General features: G+C 67.0%; 17 protein-coding genes. 5 read left to right on the forward strand and 12 right to left on the reverse strand.

Annotated features, from left to right (window positions below; all coding sequences use genetic code 11):
- Positions 1-80 precede the first annotated feature (80 nt).
- Positions 81-1,673, forward strand: a complete 1,593-nt coding sequence (locus IE100_RS13525; protein WP_189374886.1) for an AmpG family muropeptide MFS transporter — start codon at positions 81-83, stop codon at positions 1,671-1,673.
- Positions 1,674-1,707: 34 nt separating this feature from the next.
- Entirely contained in the window at positions 1,708-2,034 is a 327-nt protein-coding gene (locus IE100_RS13530; protein WP_189374887.1) for a hypothetical protein, read from the forward strand.
- A gap of 55 nt (positions 2,035-2,089) precedes the next feature.
- Here IE100_RS13530 and pyrE read toward each other — a convergent pair whose 3' ends face one another.
- Positions 2,090-2,734 (reverse strand): orotate phosphoribosyltransferase, encoded by a 645-nt coding sequence (pyrE, locus tag IE100_RS13535; protein ID WP_189374888.1) that lies wholly within the window; start codon positions 2,732-2,734, stop codon positions 2,090-2,092.
- Positions 2,735-2,809: 75 nt separating this feature from the next.
- Between pyrE and IE100_RS13540 the strand changes: the two genes are divergently transcribed.
- Both IE100_RS13540 and IE100_RS13545 read left to right on the forward strand, forming a co-directional pair.
- On the forward strand, positions 2,810-3,583 hold the full coding sequence (locus IE100_RS13540; RefSeq protein ID WP_189374889.1) for an exodeoxyribonuclease III: 774 nt from the start codon (positions 2,810-2,812) through the stop codon (positions 3,581-3,583).
- Positions 3,583-4,179: an RBBP9/YdeN family alpha/beta hydrolase gene (locus IE100_RS13545; RefSeq protein ID WP_189374890.1), complete on the forward strand. Its 597-nt coding sequence runs from the start codon at positions 3,583-3,585 to the stop codon at positions 4,177-4,179. The genes IE100_RS13540 and IE100_RS13545 overlap by 1 nt, the downstream gene beginning before the upstream one ends.
- A 96-nt stretch (positions 4,180-4,275) precedes the next feature.
- On the opposite strand, the gene IE100_RS13550 is transcribed toward IE100_RS13545, so the two are convergent.
- The 10 genes from IE100_RS13550 to IE100_RS13595 form a co-directional block, all read right to left on the reverse strand.
- Positions 4,276-5,118, reverse strand: coding sequence for a sulfurtransferase (locus IE100_RS13550; protein ID WP_189374891.1), 843 nt, complete (start codon positions 5,116-5,118; stop codon positions 4,276-4,278).
- A gap of 136 nt (positions 5,119-5,254) precedes the next feature.
- Entirely contained in the window at positions 5,255-5,668 is a 414-nt protein-coding gene (locus tag IE100_RS13555) for an HIT family protein (protein ID WP_189374892.1), read from the reverse strand.
- A 45-nt stretch (positions 5,669-5,713) separates the two neighbouring features.
- A complete protein-coding gene (locus tag IE100_RS13560) occupies positions 5,714-6,229 on the reverse strand; it encodes a hypothetical protein (protein WP_189374893.1) in 516 nt (171 codons plus the stop codon).
- Positions 6,226-7,143 carry an oxygen-dependent coproporphyrinogen oxidase gene (hemF, locus tag IE100_RS13565; RefSeq protein ID WP_189374894.1) on the reverse strand — a complete coding sequence of 306 codons (918 nt, stop codon included), beginning with the start codon at positions 7,141-7,143 and terminating at the stop codon, positions 6,226-6,228. Before hemF ends, IE100_RS13560 begins: the two co-directional genes overlap by 4 nt.
- A gap of 159 nt (positions 7,144-7,302) precedes the next feature.
- The gene (locus tag IE100_RS13570) at positions 7,303-7,893 is read right to left on the reverse strand and encodes a porin family protein (RefSeq protein WP_189374895.1); all 591 of its coding nucleotides are present in this window, start codon (positions 7,891-7,893) and stop codon (positions 7,303-7,305) included.
- 106 nt (positions 7,894-7,999) lie between these two features.
- On the reverse strand, positions 8,000-9,340 hold the full coding sequence (locus tag IE100_RS13575) for an ATP-binding protein (protein ID WP_189374896.1): 1,341 nt from the start codon (positions 9,338-9,340) through the stop codon (positions 8,000-8,002).
- Positions 9,337-10,038 carry a winged helix-turn-helix domain-containing protein gene (locus IE100_RS13580; RefSeq protein WP_189374897.1) on the reverse strand — a complete coding sequence of 234 codons (702 nt, stop codon included), beginning with the start codon at positions 10,036-10,038 and terminating at the stop codon, positions 9,337-9,339. The genes IE100_RS13575 and IE100_RS13580 overlap by 4 nt, the downstream gene beginning before the upstream one ends.
- 109 nt (positions 10,039-10,147) lie before the next feature.
- Positions 10,148-11,086 carry a homoserine kinase gene (gene thrB / locus IE100_RS13585; RefSeq protein ID WP_189374898.1) on the reverse strand — a complete coding sequence of 313 codons (939 nt, stop codon included), beginning with the start codon at positions 11,084-11,086 and terminating at the stop codon, positions 10,148-10,150.
- Between the two features lie 9 nt (positions 11,087-11,095).
- Complete coding sequence (locus tag IE100_RS13590; RefSeq protein ID WP_120809321.1) at positions 11,096-11,407, reverse strand: DUF2782 domain-containing protein; 312 nt, start codon at positions 11,405-11,407, stop codon at positions 11,096-11,098.
- A gap of 49 nt (positions 11,408-11,456) precedes the next feature.
- The gene (locus IE100_RS13595; RefSeq protein WP_189374899.1) at positions 11,457-12,185 is read right to left on the reverse strand and encodes an LOG family protein; all 729 of its coding nucleotides are present in this window, start codon (positions 12,183-12,185) and stop codon (positions 11,457-11,459) included.
- Positions 12,186-12,201: 16 nt separating this feature from the next.
- Here IE100_RS13595 and polA point away from each other — a divergent pair, with 16 nt between their 5' ends.
- Positions 12,202-15,000: a DNA polymerase I gene (polA, locus tag IE100_RS13600; protein ID WP_189374900.1), complete on the forward strand. Its 2,799-nt coding sequence runs from the start codon at positions 12,202-12,204 to the stop codon at positions 14,998-15,000.
- A gap of 83 nt (positions 15,001-15,083) precedes the next feature.
- Here polA and IE100_RS13605 read toward each other — a convergent pair whose 3' ends face one another.
- On the reverse strand, positions 15,084-16,751 hold the full coding sequence (locus IE100_RS13605) for a diguanylate cyclase (protein ID WP_189374901.1): 1,668 nt from the start codon (positions 16,749-16,751) through the stop codon (positions 15,084-15,086).
- Between the last annotated feature and the right edge of the window lie 92 nt (positions 16,752-16,843).

Consider the following 16,843-nt stretch of genomic DNA (forward strand, 5'->3'; position numbering starts at 1 on the left):
AACCGGCCGGGGTCCGCCCCCGGCGGCTTCAGGGCGCGTGATCCGCGCTCTTTTTATTTTGCAGGGACAGGAACGGGTAGATGGCTGATTTTCGCAAGAGCGGCGCGTGGCGCATGTTGATGATCGGGGTGCTGGGCTTTGCCAGCGGCCTGCCGCTGGCGCTGTCCGGCACCGCGATGCAGGCGTGGCTGACGGTGGACGGCCTCGACGTCGCCACCATCGGCTTCCTGAGCCTGGTCGGGCTGCCGTACACCTTCAAGTTCCTGTGGGCGCCGCTGATGGACCGCTTCGAGCCGCCGTGGCTGGGGCGCCGCCGCGGCTGGCTGGTGCTGTCGCAGCTGGGCATCGCCGCCACGCTGGCGCTGATGTCCCAGACCTCGCCGGCGCACGGCATCCAGGCGTTCGCGCTGCTGGCGGTGCTGCTGTCCTTCCTGTCGGCGTCGCAGGACGTGGTGATCGACGCCTACCGCACCGACGTGCTGGCGCCGCAGGAGCGCGGCCTCGGCTCCTCGCTGGGGGTGTTCGGCTACCGGCTGGCGATGATCCTGTCCGGCGGCATCGCCATGGTGTGGGCCGATCCGGTCAGCGGCAGCGGCCTGAACTGGAACGGCATCTACCTGCTGATGGCGGGGCTGATGCTGGCGGCGGCGCTGGTGTCGCTGCTGCTGGTGCCGGCGGTGCCGGCCGGCAACGTCGCGCCGCACAGCAACGCGCGCAACGACCTGAAAGGCTTTGTCGCGGTGCTGCTGGCGGTGGTGGTTGGCTACCAGTTCACCACCCGCGTTGGCGCGCCGCTGGCCGACGCCGTGCTGTCGCCGCTGTTCGGCAGCGCGGCGCCGGCTGCGGCCAACCTTGCGCCGCCGGTCAATCCGGACCAGAAAAAATGGGTCGACCTGCTGACGCTGCTGATCGGCATGGGGGTGACCATCCCGCTGGCGTGGTGGGCGGCGCGGCGCGCGCGTTTCGAGACGCTGAACCGCTCCTTGGGCAACTATTTCAGCATGGAGGCGGCCGGCGCCTTCCTGGCGCTGATCATCCTCTACAAGCTGGGCGACGCCTTTGCCGGCGCGCTGACCACCACCTTTTTGCTCAAGGGCGTCGGGTTTGCCCAGGCCGAGATCGGCGTGGTCAACAAGGTGATCGGCATCTGGCTGACCATCGTCGGCGCGCTGGCCGGCGGCGCGCTGATGATGAAGCTGGGGCTGTTCCGCTCGCTGCTCTTGTTCGGCGTGCTGCAGCTCTTGTCCAACCTCGGCTTCTGGCTGGTGGCGGTGTCGGGCAAGGGCGCCTGGGGCGGCTTCTCGCTGCCGCCGTTCGACTGGGGACTGGTGGCGCTGCACGAGGCCACCGCCGTCGACAACCTGCTGCTGTTCGCGGTCAGCATCGAGAACCTGACCGCCGGCATGGGCACCGCCGCCTTCGTCGCCTTCCTGATGGCGCTGTGCAACCAGAAGTTCACCGCCACCCAGTTCGCGCTGCTGTCGGCGTTTTCCGCCATCGGCCGCGTGTGGGTCGGGCCGATGTCCGGGGTGCTGGCCGAAAGCGTCGGCTGGCCGGTGTTCTTCCTATTCTCGACGGTGATGGCGCTGCCGGGGCTGCTGATGCTGGGCTATCTGCGCGGGCGCATCCAGGCGCTGGACGTGCCGCGCGGCGCGCTGCCGGCGGACGATTGAGCCACACCGCAAACCGATTCAAGGAGTCCGAAACATGAAAGGCAAGACCATGGCACTGGCGCTGCTGCTGGCGGCGGGCACGCTGCAGGCGCAGACGGTGGATCAGCAGCTGCTGGCGGCGCAGATGGCGTACCAGAGCGCCGACAGCCGGCTGGAGAGCGCGCGGCGGCAGAAACAGCAGGCGGAGGCGGAGCAAAGGTTGGCCGCACAGCGGCTGGAGCAGGCGCAGCAGCAGCTGGCGCAGGCCAATCTGCAGCTGCAGCACGCCGACAGCCAGTTGCTGGCGGCGGAGAGCGGCCTGCAGCAGGCGCAGCAGGTATTGAAGGACGCCTGGCAGCAGAAGGAAGCGGCGCAGCAGTAAGTGCTGCTACGCCGCACACCGGCCACGGCGAGCGCTGTGGCCGGCGCGGGCGATATCAGGCGCCGACGCCGTACTGGGCGCGGTAGGCGCGCACCGCCTCCAGGTTGTCGGCCAGCTCCGGGCTGCCCTCGAGGAAGCCGAGCAGGTCTTGCAGGTTGGCGATCGCCACCACCGGCAGGTTGAAGTCGCGGGCCACTTCCTGCACCGCCGACAGCTCGCCCGTGCCGCGTTCCATGCGGTCCAGCGCGATGGCGACGCCGGCCGGCTCGGCGCCGGCGGCACGGATCAGCTGCACCGACTCGCGCACCGAGGTGCCGGCGGAGATCACGTCGTCGATGATCAGCACCTTGCCCTTGAGCGGGGCGCCGACCAGGCTGCCGCCCTCGCCGTGATCCTTGGCTTCCTTGCGGTTGTAGGCGAACGGCACGTTGCGGCCCTGCTCCGCCAGCGCCATCGACGCGGCGGCGGCCAGGATGATGCCCTTGTAGGCCGGCCCGAAGATCATGTCGAACGCTACGCCGCTGCTGCTGATGGATTTTGCATAAAAACGCGACAGCTGCAGTACGCTGTCGCCATCATTGAACAGGCCGGCGTTGAAGAAGTACGGCGAGGTGCGTCCGGCTTTGGTGACGAATGCGCCAAAACGCAATACCTGCTTGCTCAGCGCAAAACGAATAAAATCCTGACGAAAATCGCTCATTTCCATATGCCTCTTTAATGATTAACACTTTGACGTGCCTGAAAAATTGCCGGCAAGGATACCACGGGAGACCCCATGCTTCGAATCGTTTCCGCCAACCTCAACGGCATCCGCTCTGCCGACAAGAAGGGCTTTTTTGACTGGCTGGCCGGACACAATGCCGATTTTGTCTGCGTGCAGGAGCTGAAGGCGCAGGCCGGCGACCTGTCGCCGCGGATGCAGAATCCGGACGGCCTGACCGGCTACTTTCACTACGCCGACAAGAAGGGCTACAGCGGCGTCGGCATCTACACCCGCCATCAGCCGGACGCGGTCACCATCGGCCTCGGCGTGGACTGGATCGACGCCGAAGGCCGCTACCTGCAGGTCGATAGCGGCAACCTGTCGGTGATCTCGCTGTACCTGCCGTCCGGCTCCAGCAGCGACGAGCGCCAGGACGTGAAATTCCGCTTCCTCGACGTGTTCAAGCCGCACCTCGACCAGCTGCGCGCGCAGGGCCGCGACGTGGTGATCTGCGGCGACTGGAACATCGCCCACCAGGAGATCGACCTCAAGAACTGGAAGGGCAACGTCAAGAATTCCGGCTTCCTGCCGGAGGAACGCGCGTGGATGACGCAGCTGCTCGGCGACGGCTGGTGCGACGTGTGGCGCCGCCTGTATCCGGACGCGCCGGGCTACAGCTGGTGGAGCAACCGCGGCCAGGCCTACGCCAAGGACGTCGGCTGGCGCATCGACTACCACATCGTGACGCCGTCGCTGATGGCACAGGCGCGCAGCGCCAGCGTCTATAAAGATGAAAAGTTCTCCGACCACGCACCGTTGACGGTGGACTACGACAGGAGTGAGTGATGCTGGACGATGACGACGTGTTCCTGATTACCGTGCCCGGCTGGGGCAATTCCGGCGCCAGCCACTGGCAGAGCTACTGGGAGGTGCTGTATCCGCTGGCGCGGCGGGTGGAGCAGGACGACTGGCTGTACCCGACGCGCGACGCCTGGGTGCAAAGGTTGGCCGCCACGGTGGCGGACTGCGACGGCAAGGTGGTGATCGCCGCGCACAGTCTCGGCTGTCACGCCACGGTGGAGTGGCTGGGCCAGGCCAGCCTGCTGGAGCAGAAGAAGGTGAAGGGCGTGCTGCTGGTGGCGCCGCCGGCGCTGCCGATCACGCCGCAGCGCGCCGCCGCCAGTGGCGAGCTGCCGCCGGGAGCGCCGCTGCCCGACTTTGCCGGCTTTACCGCGCCGCGCGAACTGCGGCTGCCGGTGCCGGCACGGCTGGTGGCCAGCCACGACGACCTGTTCTGCGACTGGACCGAGGCGGAAGCGCTGGCGGCGTGCTGGCAGGTGCCGTTGCTCAGTGCCGGCAACAGCGGCCACATGGGCAGTGCCAGCCGTCTTGGCGACTGGAAGGCCGGCCAGCGCCTGATCCAGCAGCTGATTCTCGACTGAGTGTGAGACTGAGCGCGGCCGCGCCTTGCGGCCAAGCTTGCATGGAAAATCCCCGCCGCGGCGGGGATTTTTGTTGTGCAGACATTGAACAGGTTCTCAGGCGCCGGTGGCCACCGGTCGTGTCGGATCGCTGCACCATTCGCTCCACGAGCCGGCGTACAGCCGCGCGCCGCTGAGGCCGGCGTACTCCATCGCCAGCTTGTTGTGGCAGGCGGTGACGCCGCTGCCGCAGGACAGGATCACCTGTCCGGCCGGGGTGCCGTCCAGCAGCGCCAGCCATTCGTCGCGCAGCTGCGTGGCCGGCTTGAACAGGCCGTCGCTGCCGAGGTTGTGCATGAAGAAGCGGTTCTTGGCGCCGGGGATGTGGCCGCCGACCGGGTCCAGCGTCTCGTTCTCGCCGGCAAAGCGGTCCGGCGCGCGGGCGTCGACCAGCTGGTACTGCGGCGTGCACAGGTTGGCCGCAATCTCGTCAAGCGTCACCACGCTTTCCTGCGGCGTGCCCATGCTGAAGCGGGTGGCGTTGCGTTCCGGCACGCCGGTGTCCAGCGCGCCGCCGGCCTGCTGCCACGCCTGGATGCCGCCATCCAGCACCGCGACATTGGCGTGGCCCAGCCAGCGCAGCAGCCACCAGGCGCGGGCGGCGACCATGCCGCCGGCGTCGTCGTAGGCCACCACCTGGGTCTCCGGGCCGATGCCCAGCGCGCCGAGGTTGACCGCCAGGCGCTGCCCGTCCGGCAGCGGATGACGGCCGTTGTTGCCGTTCTTGGTGCCGGACAGGTGGTAGTCGAGATGCAGGTAGTGCGCGCCGGGCAGATGGCCCTCGTCGTAGGCGGCACGGCCGAAGTCGGGATCGTTGAGGCGGAAACGGCAGTCGAGCAGCACGGTGTGCTGCTCGTCCAGTTGTTGCAGTTGGCTGGCGGAAATCAGGGTGGTAAACATCGACGCTCCTCGGACAGATGGTGACGGAGCCGCTTCATAGCCGGTCTGGAGGATGGACAAGACCGGCTGGGAAGTGGTTCTGGTTGGGGCACTGAAACGCGCCTCACCTTACCACCCGCCTGCCAGGCCGGCAATGTCATTGCGCTATTGCGCCGCCCTGCAGTGCGTGGCGCAGCTGCGCGGCCAACGTTGGCGTACCGTGCGCCACGCCGTCGCGCATCGCCGCACCCCACAGCGGGTTGGGGAAGTGCTTGTCGTCGGCAAAGCGCGGGATCACGTGCCAGTGCAGGTGCGGCACCATGTTGCCGAAGCTGGCGAGGTTGATCTTGTCCGGGTTCAGCACGTCGCGCAGCGCCTGCTCGGTGCGCAGCACCCAGTCCAGCACGTGGGCGCGGTCGGCGCTGGAAAGGTCGGTCATCTCCTTGACGTGCTCGTGCCAGATCACGCGGCAGAACGCCGGGTAGTCGGCATCGGCCACCAGGATCACCCGCAGCCTGTCGTCGCGGTACAGGATGTCGCCACCGTCCTGGTGGCACAGTTCGCATTGCATGTGTTGTTCCTTTTCGGCAAAAGATTTGAGGCCAGAACGTACCGTTTACTCGGTTACAAGTGGGAAAAAGTCTGCAAAACGCACTGGTTTGATCTGCTTTGGCCCGAAGGTGCGGATATCTCCGGGCGCGACCACATGCAACTCCTGGAGAAGCCAGGTTTGCTGTAGGGAGTCCCAGCCGAATTTTTGCCTGATGTGTTGATTGTTGATGCTGTGAGACAAGCTAAACCAACCTGTTCCCACTGTTACTTCGTCAAACGGATCGGAAAACCAGCCCTTGGGCAGGATCGCATGGTCGTTGCGCGCGGCGAGGGTCAGCTTGTCGTCGTCGCCGCGCAGCAACAGCAGCACCGGGCGTTCCTTGCTCTTGCCGTGCAGCATCAACAGTCCGTCCAACCGGTCGTCGTTGTTGAAATCGTTGGCTTGGTAACGCAGCGGCTGGAAGCCGGCGGGGATGAAGGCCGCCACTTCCGGCGGTACGCTTTCTTCTGCCTGGCTGGGCAGGCTGAATGCCAGGCACAGCGCCAGGACACGCCACAAGGTTGGCCGCAACATGTTCACACCCACTCCCGTACCGGCAGGAAGTCCGTGTACAGCGCCGCCTCCGCGCTGCCGGCTTCCGGCTGGTAGCCGTATTCCCAGCGCACCAGCGGCGGCATCGACATCAGGATCGATTCGGTGCGGCCGCCGGTCTGCAGGCCGAACAGCGTGCCGCGGTCCCACACCAGGTTGAATTCCACGTAGCGGCCGCGGCGATAGAGCTGGAACTGGCGCTCGCGCTCGCCCCACTTTGTCGTCTTGCGGCGTGCGACGATGGGCAGGTAGGCATCGAGAAAGCCGTTGCCCACCGCCTGCATGAAGGCGAAGCTGGTGTCGAAGTCCGGCTGGTTGAGGTCGTCGAAGAACAGGCCGCCGACGCCGCGCGCCTCGTCGCGGTGCTTGAGATAGAAGTACTCGTCGCACCACTGCTTGTATTTCGGGTAGCTGTCGGCGCCGAACGGCGCGCACAAGTCGCGCGCCACCGTGTGCCAGTGAACGACATCTTCCACATTGCCGTAGTAGGGGGTGAGGTCGAAGCCGCCGCCGAACCACCACACCGGCGCTTCGCCGTCTTTCTCGGCAATGAAGAAGCGCACATTGGCGTGGCTGGTGGGCACGTAGGGGTTTTCCGGGTGGATCACCAGCGACACGCCCATGGCCTCGAAGCGGCGGCCGGCCAGCTCCGGGCGGTGCGCGGTGGCGGAGGCCGGCAGTGCCGGGCCGGTGACGTGCGAGAAGTTGACGCCGGCCTGTTCGAACACCGCGCCGCCGGTGAGCACGCGGCTGATGCCACCGCCGCCGAGACCGGCGTCGCCGCGCTGCCAGCTGTCGGTGGCGAAGCGGGCGCCGCCGTCGGCGCCTTCCAGCCCGGCGCAGATGCGGTCCTGCAAGTCGAGCAGGAAGGCCTTCACTTGGTTGGCGTGGGGGTGGCTCATCGCAATGTCCTGATTTGGTCAACAAGCGCCGATTGTAGCAAAAGCGCCGGCTGTCGCCGCCGTGGTGTGATCATTGACCGGGCAACACGCCGACAACGAAAAAAAGCCCGCCAGGAAGGCGGGCAAATGCACACGAGGATGTTACTGGACAGCAGGAAATCAGAAGCGGTAACCCAGGCCGACTTTCAGCGCGCCGACCGGCGCGGTGTCGGTGATGTCTTTGTGGCCGATGTTGCCGATGCCTTCGTACTCGACGCGGGCGGACAGGTTCTTGTCGAAGTTGTAGGCGGCACCGACGCCCAGCCCCATGCCGAAGCTGCTGTCCTTGCTGCTGGCCAGCGCGGGCGAGGCACTGTTGAACTTGCTGCGGATGTGGTTGGCGGACACCTTGCCGTAGACTTCAAGCTGCTGGGTCACCGGGATGATGCCAAGTGCAGCGACACGAAAGGTGTCGTAGTCCAGGCTGCCGGCACCGTTCAGGCCGGTGGCGTCGCCGTGGCGCAGGTAGCTGCCCTCGACCGCGAAGTTGTCGTTGATGCGCTGGCCGACACCGATCTCGACCATGCCGGAGGTGGCATCGTCGTCGTTGACCTTGCGATCGCTGACGCCGGCGCGGTTGGCGGCGCCGTCTTTCAGCGTCCACTGGTTGGCGGAGATGCCGACATTACCGAACACGTAGTTGCCGGTTTCCGCGGCGAAGGCGGTGCTGGCGGCAGCGGCAAACAGGGTAGCGACAAGCAGTTTCTTCATGATGGACTCCGTTTCACGGTGAGTGAGGTTGATGAGTCCATTCTGCGTGCCGCCGCCGCGCAACACTATGGCGCTTGCGTACGCCGACTGTGTGGCGGCTGTGCGTTTATGTGACGCTTTGTGACGGCGCCGGCTGCCGTGGCAGCGTCAGCCCGAAGCGGGCGCCGCCTTGCGGCGACTGGGCGATCCACGCCTTGCCGCCGTGGTGGTGGGCGATCAGGCGCACGAAGGACAGGCCGAGGCCGTAGCCGCCGCTGGCGCGGTCGCGCGAGCGATCGAGGCGCTGGAACGGGTCGAAGATGCGCTCGCGCTCCTTTTCCGGAATGCCCGGCCCGTCGTCGTCGACGGTGACGATCAGCTGGTCGTGCTCGACCGCCACCGTCATGGCCACCTGCTGCCGCGCGTACTTGAAGGCGTTCAGCAGCAGGTTGCGGGTGGCGACGTAGACCAGGCGGCGGTCGACGGTGGCCTCGCCGCGCGCGCAGTCCAGTGTCAGTTGCAGCAAGGTTGGCCGCAACGGTTGCACCAGCTCGATCAGGTCCTCGAACCACTCTTCGAGGTCGATGGTGTCGTACTCCAGCGGCACCTCGCCGCGGTCGAGCTTGGCGTAGCTGAGGCTGACGTTGATCAGCTCGTCCAGCTCCTGCATGTCGCGCTCCATGCCGTCGCGGTAGCCGCGGCGCTCGTCGTCGGACTCCGCCTCGTCCATCATGGTCAGCCCGAAGCGCAGCCTTGCCACCGGCGTGCGCAGCTCGTGGGCGATGGCGTGCGCCAGCGCCTGCCGCGTCTCCATCTGCGTTTCCAGCTTTTCCGCCATGCTGTTGAGCTGGCGCTGCAGCGGCGAGAACAGCGGGCTGCGCGCCGGCGGCGCCCGCGCGCCCAGGTCGCCCTCCGCCAGCCGCAGCGAGGTGTCGCGCAGCGCGGCCAGGTCGTGCCAGTGCGGGCGCAGGTTGAGGTAGATCAGCAGCGCCAGCGGCACGCCGAAGAAGACGAACCACAGCACGAACAGGCCCAGCTCGCTGTGCAGCCAGCCGCCGCCGCTGTCCTGGCTGTCCAGTGGGCCGATCACCAGCAGCTGGCTGGTGCCGGGCAGCGGCGCGTACAGGTTCTGCTGGCTGCGGTCGAGCCAGCTCTGGCCGCTGGCCAGGCGCGCGCGCGCCTCTTCGCCGAGGCCGGGCGGCGGCTGCCTGAGCAGCGCCAGCGGATAGGCGAACAGCGGCTGCAGCTCGCGCAGGCTGGCGTCGCGCCGTGCCGGCGGCTGGCGCAGCAGCTCGCGCTGGATCAGGCGCACGGTGCCGTCCATCTGCTTCTGCAGCCGTTCGCGCTCGCTGTTGGCGGACAGCACGATCAGCAGCAGTACGAAGCCGAGCAGCAGCACGAACTGCAGCAGCATGGTCTGCGCGAAGTAGCGCGCGAACATGCGCGCCATGCCCAGCGGCGCTCTCACTCCCAGTCGCTCCGCGAGAACAGGTAGCCCTTGCCGCGCACGGTCTTGATGCGGGTCGGCGTCTCCGGATTGTCGTCCAGCTTCTTGCGCAGGCGCGAGATGCGGGCGTCGATGGAGCGGTCGAGGCCGTCGAAGCCGATGCCGCGCAGCTGGTTCATGATGTCGTCGCGCGACAGGATTTCGCCGGCGTGGCTGGCCAGCAGCCACAGCAGGTCGAATTCGGCGGTGGTCAGCTCCAGCGACTGCGCGCCAAGCACCGCCTCGCGCGTGCTCTGGCAGATGCTGAAGCTGCCGAAGCCGAGCTTGTCCTGGTCGCCGCCGTCGTCGCCGCCGTTGTCGCTGCGGCGCAGCAGCGCGCGGATGCGCGCCAGCAGGCGGCGCGGTTCCACCGGCTTGGCCAGATAGTCGTCGGCGCCCAGCTCCAGGCCGAGGATCTCGTCGATCTCCTCGTCGCGGGCGGTCATCATCAGGATGCGCCCCGGATAGCGGTGGCGCACCGCGCGGCAGACTTCGAAGCCGTCCTTGCCCGGCAGCATCACGTCGAGGATCACCAGGTCGGGCATGATCTCGATGATGCGTTCGGCGGCGCCGTCGCCGTGGGCGTGGTGCTGGATGTCGTAGCCGTTCTTGCGCAGGTAGCTGCTGACGAGGTCGGCCAGGCGCTGATCGTCCTCGATCAGCAACAGACGTGGGTTCATGGCAGATCCTTGTGGGGTGACTGGCCGGTTATACCGCAATTCCGCCAGCAGGCAAAACAGCCCGCGACGGGCGGGCTGTGCGGTGGCGGCTGGCCGGGGCTGATGCGCGTTACAGCCAGAAGTCCTGGCGGGTGCGGTGCGCTTCCAGCAGGCGCTGGAACACGCCGGGGTCCTTGGTGTAGGTCATCTCGCCGCTGGCCGGACGGTAGAAGTCGAGCAGGCGCGACACCCAGAAGCGCAGCGCCGCGGCGCGCAGCATCACCGGCCACGCCTTGCGCTCTTCCGCGGTCAGCGGCCGGATGCTCTGGTAGCCGGCGATGATGGCGCGGGCCAGTTCGGCGTCGATGTCGCCCTGCGCGTCGCGCGCCCAGTCGTTGAGCGCGATGGCGAGGTCGTACAGCAGCACGTCGTTGCAGGCGTAGTAGAAGTCGATGAAACCGGCGATCTTGTCGCCGTCCATCAGCACGTTGTCCTTGAACAGGTCGGCGTGGATCACCCCCTGCGGCAGGAAATCGAAGCGGTGGCTGTCCTGGAACGCGACTTCGCTGCGCAGGCTGGCGGCGTCGGCAGCCGGCAGCTGCGGATACAGCGAGGCCGCGGTGCGGCTCCACCATTCCGGGCCGCGCGGGTTGCGCATGCGGCGCGGGAAGGTGCTGCTGGCCTTGTGCATCTGCGCCAGCATCTCGCCGATGGCGTAGCACTGTGCGGCGTTCGGCTCGGCGACGTCGTGGCCGTCCAGGCAGCTGACCAGGCAGGCCGGCTTGCCGGCCAGCAGCGAGGCAAACTGGTCGTTGTGGTCGGCGATCGGCGCCGGACAGGCGACGCCGTGGCGCGCCAGGTGGCTCTTCAGCTCCAGGAAGTAGGGCAGCTCATCCAGCTGCAGCACCTCGAACAGCGTCAGCACGTAGCGGCCGTGGGTGGTGGTGACGAAGTAGTTGGTGTTGGTGACACCGGCCGCAATGCCTTTCAGCTCGACCAGCTCGCCCAGCGCATAGCGCTGCAGCCACTGTGCCAGCTCTGCGGTCGAGACCGAGGTATAAACCGACATGCCCGCTCCTCAGAAGGTCAGCAGGACCCACTGCGGCACCACCAGGCGCTGCGACGGGTCGATGCGTTTCATCTGGCCGTTACCCTCGTCGTCACGCAGGTAGTACGGTGGCGCGTTTTTCGGCGTCACTTTCAGCAGGTAGAGGCGGCCGTTGAGACGGTACTCCTCGATGCTGTTGTCGCCGTCCTGGATGATGCGGACTTCCGGCTCTGCCATGGCATCGGCGGCAATGGTCGGCGGTGGCGGCAGCACCGCGGCGGGGGTATCGGCCAGCGCCGGCAGGGCGATGGCGGCCAGCACGGCCAGAATCAGGCGGGACATGGGGTTTCCTCGGTTGTCGGCGCTGGCTGGCAGCGCCGGTCGGCAAATATTACAGATTGAGCAGCTGTTCGCGTTCTTCCGGCAGGGCCTCGAAGCCGCGGGTTTCGTAAAAGGTGAAGATGGTTTCCACGATCTGCTGCGGATCGTCGATCAGCTGCAGCAGGTCGAGGTCTTCGGCGTTGATCAGACCATCGCCGATCAGGCGCTGGCGCACCCAGTCGAGCAGGCCGCTCCAGAACTCGACGCCGCACAGGATGATGGGCATCTTGCGCGTCTTGCCGGTCTGGATCAGCGTCAGCGCCTCGAACATTTCGTCCAGTGTACCAAAGCCGCCGGGCATCACCACATAGGCCAGCGCATGTTTGACGAACATCACCTTGCGGCTGAAGAAGTGGTCGAACTTCAGGCTCAGGTCCTGGTACTCGTTGGGGCGCTGCTCGTGCGGCAGCACGATATTGAGGCCCACCGACGGGCTGTTGCCGTAATAGGCGCCCTTGTTGGCCGCCTCCATGATGCCGGGGCCGCCACCGGAGATCACCGCGAAGCCGGCGTCGGATAACAGGCGGGCAATGTCCTCGGTCAGCTTATAATAGCGATGATCGCGCGGCGTCCGTGCGCTGCCAAAAATACTTACAGCTGGACTGATCTGTTGCAGTTCTTCTGCCGATTCAACAAATTCCGACAGAATTTTCATCACATGCCAGGCTTCGCGCGAGCGGAAACGCTGCATCATCGCGTAGCGGTCGCTGGTTTGCGGTAATTTATCGGACAAGCTCATATCTGCCCCTTTTCTTATGAAAACCTTGTTATTGATTGACGGCTCTTCTTATTTGTACCGGGCCTTCCATGCGATGCCCGACTTGCGCTCGCCCACCGGCGACCCGACCGGTGCCATCTACGGCATGGTCAACATGCTGCGCCGGCTGGAAAAGGAAGTGCAGTTCGATTATAGCGCCTGCATTTTCGATGCTAAAGGTAAGACTTTCCGCGACGAGCTGTACCCGGAGTACAAGGCCAACCGGCCGTCGATGCCGGGCGATCTCGCCGCGCAGGTGCCCACCGTGCACGAGGTGGTGCGCGCCAGCGGCTGGCCGCTGCTGATGGTGGACGGCGTCGAGGCCGACGACGTGATCGGCACCCTGGCCCGCAGCGCGGAGGCAGCCGGCATGCGGGTGATCGTGTCCACCGGCGACAAGGACATGGCGCAGCTGGTGACGCCGGCGGTGACGCTGGTCAACACCATGACCAACGAGAACCTGGACGAGGCCGGGGTGCAGGAGAAGTTCGGCGTGCCGCCGGGCCTGATCATCGACTACCTGACCCTGATCGGCGACAAGGTCGACAACGTGCCCGGCGTCGACAAGTGCGGCCCGAAGACGGCAGTGAAGTGGCTGGAAGAGTACGGCACGCTGGATGGCGTGATCGCCCATGCGGCCAACGTTGGCGGCAAGGTCGGCGACAATCTGCGCGCGGCGCTGGACTGGCTGCCGCGCGGGCGCGAGTTGATCACCATCAAGTGCGACGTGCCGCTGCAGGCGGAGCTGCCGCAGGGCATGGACACTCTGCGGCACGGCAGCAAGGACAAGGCGCGGCTGGCGGAACTGTTCGCCGCCTGCGGCTTCCGCACCTTCCTGCGCGAGGTCAGCGAAGCGGCGGCCGATACCGCCACCGTCACGCCGGCCGCCACGCGGGCGCCAGCGGCGCAGCCTACCAGCGGCGACCTGTTCGGCGACGACGGCGCGGCGGCGCCGGCCACTGTTGTGGCCGTCGGTAACGACCCCGCCATCGTGCGCCACTACGACACCATCCTCAGTACTGGGCAGCTGGACGCGTGGCTGCAAAGGTTGGCCGCGGCCGAGGTGGTGTCGCTGGACACCGAGACCACCAGCCTCGACCAGATGCAGGCGCGGCTGGTCGGCATCAGCTTCTCGGTGGCCGCGGGGCAGGCCGCCTACCTGCCGCTGGCGCACCGCGGCCCGGACGCGCCGCAGCAGGTGGACTTCGACGCCACCCTGGCGCGGCTCAAGCCGTGGCTGGAAGACGCCGGCAAGAAAAAGCTGGGCCAGAACCTGAAATACGACCGCCACGTGTTTGCCAACCACGGCATCACCCTGCGCGGCGTGGTCGACGACACGCTGCTGGCCTCCTACGTGATCGAGAGCCACCTGCGCCACAATATGGACGATCTGGCGCGTCGCCACCTGAACGAAACCACGGTCAGCTACGAGGAAATCTGCGGCAAGGGCGCCAAGCAGATCGGCTTTGCCGAGGTGGCGGTGGACGTGGCGGCCAACTACGCGGCCGAGGACGCCGACATCACCCTGCGCCTGGCGCAGCATTTCGCCCCGCTCTTGAGCGGCAAGCTGGCCGAGGTCTACCGCGACATCGAGCTGCCGGTGGCGGAGGTGCTGTTCGCGATGGAGCGCAACGGCGTGCTGATCGACCGCGAGCAGCTGGCGGCGCAGAGCCACCAGCTGGGCAGCGAGATGCTGCGCCTGGAGCAGGCCGCCTACGCGCAGGCCGGCCAGCCGTTCAACCTCAACTCGCCCAAGCAGCTGCAGGAAATCCTGTTCGGCAAGCTCGGCATTCCGACCAAGGGCGTGCGCAAGACGCCGAGCGGCGGCTTCTCCACCGACGAGGAAGTGCTGGAAAAACTGGCGCTGGACCACCCGCTGCCGAAGCTGATTTTGCAGTACCGCGGCCTCGCCAAGCTGAAGTCCACCTACACCGACAAGCTGCCGGCGCTGATCAATCCACAGACCGGCCGCGTGCACACCACTTATGCACAGGCGGTGGCGATTACCGGCCGTCTGGCCAGCTCCGACCCCAACCTGCAGAACATCCCGGTGCGCACCGCCGAGGGCCGCCGCGTGCGCGAGGCCTTCATCGCCGCGCCCGGCCACGTGATCGTTTCCGCCGACTACTCGCAGATCGAGCTGCGCATCATGGCGCACCTGTCCGGCGACGCGGGCATGCTGGCGGCGTTCGCCAGCGGCGAGGACATCCACAAGGCCACCGCCGCCGAGGTGTTCTCCACCCCGCTGGGCGAGGTGACGACCGAGCAGCGCCGCGCCGCCAAGGCCATCAACTTCGGCCTGATCTACGGCATGGGCGAATTCGGCCTCGCCTCGCAGCTGGACATCAGCCGCGACGCCGCCAAGCTGTACATCGACAGCTACTTCCGCAAGTACCCGGGCGTCGCCGAGTACATGCAGCAGACGCGCGATGCGGCGCGCGAGCAGGGCTACGTCGAGACCGTGTTCGGCCGCCGCCTGTACCTGCCGGAGATCCGCGCCGCCAACCAGGCGCGTCGCGCCGGCGCCGAGCGCGCCGCGATCAACGCGCCGATGCAGGGCACCGCCGCCGACCTGATCAAGCTGGCGATGATCGCGGTACAGGGCTGGCTGGAGAGGGAGCGGCTGCAGAGCAAGCTGATCATGCAGGTGCACGACGAATTGGTGCTGGAAGTGGCGGAAAGCGAGCTGGTGCTGGTGCGGGAAAAACTGCCGCAGCTGATGGCCGGCGTCGCCGAACTGAAGGTGCCGCTGCTGGCGGAGGTCGGTGTCGGCAGCAGCTGGGAGAGTGCGCACTAGGCGCGTTCGTCTTCAGCCCATGACAAAAGGTTGGCCGCAACGGCATGCGCTGTTGCGGCCAACCTTTTTGGCCATCGCGCCGCTTACAGCGACTCGGCGACGCAGACGCGGTTGCGTCCCTTGGCCTTGGCCTGGTACAGCGCCTGGTCGGCGTGACGGATCAGCTCGCTCAGCTCGCGGCAGGCCGGCGACAGCGAGGCGACGCCGATGCTGACCGTGATCGGGATGGTGTGGTCCTGGTGCGAGATCGGCAGTGCGGCGATGGCGTTACGCAGCCGTTTCGCCACCACCAGCGCCTCGCCGGCCGGGGTGTCGGGCAGGATGGCGGCAAACTCCTCGCCGCCCATGCGGCACACCAAATCGCTGGCGCGCAGCGTGCTCTTCACGCACTGGGCGAAGGCCTGCAGCACCACGTCGCCGCCTTCGTGGCCGTGGCCGTCGTTGACGCGCTTGAAGTGGTCGATGTCCATCATCAGCAGGCTGAACGGCTTGCCGAGGTAGCGCGCCTCCCTGAACCGCTGCGAGGCGAGGTCGAGGAAGTGGCGGCGGTTGGCGAGGCCGGTCAGGCCGTCCAGCGTCGCCAGCCGGTACAGCGCGGTGGCGCGCTGCTCCTGCTGGATGGCGATCGCCATCAGGTGCGAGGTGCGGCGCACGATGTCCAGTGCCTGCGGCTCCGGCGCGCAGGGGCGGTCGTGGTAGAGGCCGAAGGTGCCGAGTACCTTGCCGTCCTGCGCCAGGATGGGCAGCGACCAGCAGGCGCCAAGCCGGTGGGCGGCGGCCAGCTCGCGGTAGTCCTGCCACAGCGGATCGTTGGCGATGTCGCTGACGATCACCATCTCGCCGCGCAGCGCGGCGGTGCCGCAGGAGCCGACGCCCTCGCCGATGCGCAGGCCGTCGATCGCCTCCTTGTATTCGCTGGCCAGCGACGGTGCCGCCGCCAGGTACAGCCGCTCGCCGGCCTCGTCCAGCAGCATGATGCTGCACATCGTGCCGCTGAGCTGGTTCTCTATCATCTGGCAGGTCCAGGTCATCACCTCCGGCAGCGGCCGGTCGTTGGCGATCATCTCCAGCAGCCGGTTTTCGTCGGCTTCCCACAGCCGGGTGGCGTGCTGCTCGCTGATGTCGCGGTCGATGCTGAGCAGCGACTGCAGCTGGCCGTCGTCATCGAACTCCGGCAGCAGCCTGGACTCGAACACGTAGAGCCTCTGCGGCAGGCTCAGCTCGCTGGTGAAGCGCTGCGGCTTGCCGCTGGCGATCACCTGCTGCGCATTGTGGCGGATGGCGTCCTTCAGCTGTGCCGGCAGGCGCCGTTCGTCCAGCGTGCGGCCGATGTGTTCCGCCGCCGGTGTCGGCGAGAACTTGCTCAGCGTGTTGTTGATGAAGCGGCAGCGCAGGTCGAGGTCGTAGCGGGTGATGATGTCCGGCGAGTTGTCGACCAGGGTGCGGAAGGCGTGGCGGTCCTCGCGCACGCTGATCAGCCAACCGCTCTGCAGCGGCGTGACCAGCCACTCCAGCAGCAGGCCGTGCGCCGGCAGCGCCAGCCCCTTGTCGTCGGGCTGATCGAGGCGCTGCAGCACCGCCTGCGGCAGCAGCGCGGCGGGCAGCGGGCTGCCGACGACGGGCAGCGGGGCGTCGTGGCAGGCGATGCTGAAACGCTCGCTGACGAAGACGACCTGTCGCGACAGGTCAAGCAGCAGGTAACCGGCCGGCAGCGCGCTGAGGACGGTTTCGAGAGTGGCTTGGGCGAACACGCGATACTCCTGCAGGCCATGGCCGCGCGGCGGGCGATGGCGAATCCGGGATAATGTTTGCAGCATAGTACCTGAATGCCATGGCCGGCGAC

The sequence above is a fragment of the Vogesella alkaliphila genome, from assembly GCF_014652475.1.
In the GTDB taxonomy this organism is placed as follows: Bacteria; Pseudomonadota; Gammaproteobacteria; order Burkholderiales; family Chromobacteriaceae; genus Vogesella; species Vogesella alkaliphila.